This window comes from Corynebacterium sp. NML140438 (genome assembly GCF_001875725.1).
Taxonomy (GTDB): Bacteria; Actinomycetota; Actinomycetes; order Mycobacteriales; family Mycobacteriaceae; genus Corynebacterium.
Genome location: NZ_MLCQ01000023.1, coordinates 1 through 2020, shown reverse-complemented (window position 1 = coordinate 2020; position 2020 = coordinate 1). Strand labels below are relative to the sequence as shown.

At 54.3% G+C, this 2020-nt stretch carries 2 protein-coding genes; both read right to left on the bottom strand.

Annotated elements, in window-relative coordinates; genetic code table 11:
• Positions 1-36: 36 nt before the first annotated feature.
• Positions 37-1011, bottom strand: a complete 975-nt coding sequence (locus tag BJP08_RS11650) for an IS3 family transposase (RefSeq protein WP_071569109.1) — start codon at positions 1009-1011, stop codon at positions 37-39.
• A 41-nt stretch (positions 1012-1052) separates the two neighbouring features.
• Positions 1053-1970, bottom strand: coding sequence for a hypothetical protein (locus BJP08_RS08000; protein WP_071569108.1), 918 nt, complete (start codon positions 1968-1970; stop codon positions 1053-1055).
• Positions 1971-2020: the final 50 nt, after the last annotated feature.

Sequence of the window (2020 nt, the reverse complement as noted above, 5' to 3'; positions counted from 1 at the left end):
CGCTTTGTGTCAAGTGGTTGTGAACGTGTTTGGGTGTTAGATCGTGATGGGTTGTGGGGTTGGGGCGGTGTGGGTGGTGGTGCGGATGATGCTGACTTCTGCTGGAAGACCTGTGCCAGCTGCGGTGTTCGGTAGTTGTGTGATGATGCCTTCGCGTAGCGCGTTTTGCATGCCCTCCTCGCGTTGGCGTTGCAGCTTGATCCAGGTGCCGTCGAGGATTGCTTGTGGCGGGTAGTAGTTGATTCCACTGTGGGCAGTGGCGTTATAGACCGGCACCCATTCGTTGAGCCAGTTTTTGGCGTGGCCGAGTGTGGCAAACGTTTTCGGGTAGTAGGTCCTGCCTTTCATGGTGTGGAATACCGACTCGGTATGCGGATTGTCGTTGCTGGTGTGAGGCCGGTTAAATGAGCGGGCCACACCGTGTTTGGCGAAGAGTTTGCCGAGGCGTTTGCTTGTCATCGCGCTGCCGTTATCCGAATGCACGGTTTTCACGTGGGGAAGACGAGTCAGGATGTCGTCAAACATTGCTGCGGCTACGTGGCTGTTTTCGTGTTCTGCTACGACACAGCCAACGATTGCGCGGGAGTACAGGTCAATGACCATGTGGCATGCGAAGTTTTGTCCGACGTATTGGCCAGGCAAGAAAGTAATGTCCCAGCACAGCACCTGGCCAGGTGCTGTGGCGCGTACATGTGGCGGGGAGGCGTTTCGTTTGCGTTGAGCTTGCCTTGTTTTGGTGTTGTGTCGTTGGTACAGCAATCGTCCATGTTTTTTGGCAACCCGGTAGAAACTGCGCAGGCTTGCCAGGTAAATCCCGTTGTTCAACGCAGCGTAAAACACCTGGTCTATCCCGGAATGTGGATTGGCGTCTAACAATTCCAAGATGCGTTCGATAGTGCTATCCGCCAGTCGGCTGATCCGGCGTTTGTCGTAGGCAGTTGGATCGGCAACACGTGGACGTGGCTTCGTTTGATAGAACACGCGACTGCGTGAGACCCCGATGATGCGCATTGCGTAAGTTTTCGAATAGCCACAGTCAACTAACTGGTCAATCAGTGTTTCTTCTGCGTGTTGTCCTTGGTTGTAGAGGCGTTGTTGGTCTTGAGTGAGGACCCTTCCGCCACGTTTGAGTCCACGCCATGTTGCCCTGGCATGGTCGCTAAAGCTTTTCCCAACACATCAGTGGCTAGTTCAGCCCGCTCTGCTCTTTCTGTTGCTTTATCCAGGGCACGCTGCATAGCTTCCTCCCGACGCTTCGCATCGAGTTCGAGCTTGCGCTTTTGCTGCATCAACGCGGAGACTTCCTTGCGTAACTGCTGGATTTCAACGCACTCATCCATCGTCAATGTTCCAATCCTCCTTGGTGTAGTACGTGTGGTGAGATCACCATCGGCAACCATTGCTGTCCAGCGTCGCATGGTGTGGTCAGCAAGTCCATGTTCAATTAACCACGCTTCTTTCTGGCCATACGGCACCAGCTGATATTCAATGACCATCTCACGGATGTAGTCAGGTGAATACCTTCCCCGATACGCTTCATCAACGCTGCGTTTGGCTCGTTGAATACCGTCTAAACCATCAGCGGTGGACTTTGATAACTGTAATGCGCGGGCCCAACGCTTGATATCGCAATACTGGATTGCCTGTCGGGTGCACCACGGGCCTTTCGTGCCGTACGGCAACCGGTGATAAATCGTGATCATTTGTCGCTGCTGTGCTGGATGAAACCACCTGCCAGAGCCGGTAGTGCGGTATGGGGAGAACACGACTGCTACCGCTTGAAGTGAGGCCAACGTGTCTTCATCGAGTACTTGCCCCGCCGCCAGCACACGTGGTGGCATTGCTAGGATCTCCTCAACTTCCTCGCGTGACGTTTTAGTCTTGCCCCTGCGGACAATCACCGGGGTTTCAACGGCCGGTGGTGACGTCAACGCTGACGGCACCAACTCAGGTAACTGTGGATCGGTCATGAACAAAACCTCCTACGGATTAACGTTCACAACCACCCTGGCACTAAGGG

Excerpts from the sequence above, each read along its gene's own strand:
- BJP08_RS11650 (WP_071569109.1), bottom strand. The coding sequence starts at position 1,011 with ATGCGCATCATCGGGGTCTCACGCAGTCGCGTGTTCTATCAAACGAAG.
- BJP08_RS08000 (WP_071569108.1), bottom strand. The coding sequence starts at position 1,970 with ATGACCGATCCACAGTTACCTGAGTTGGTGCCGTCAGCGTTGACGTCA.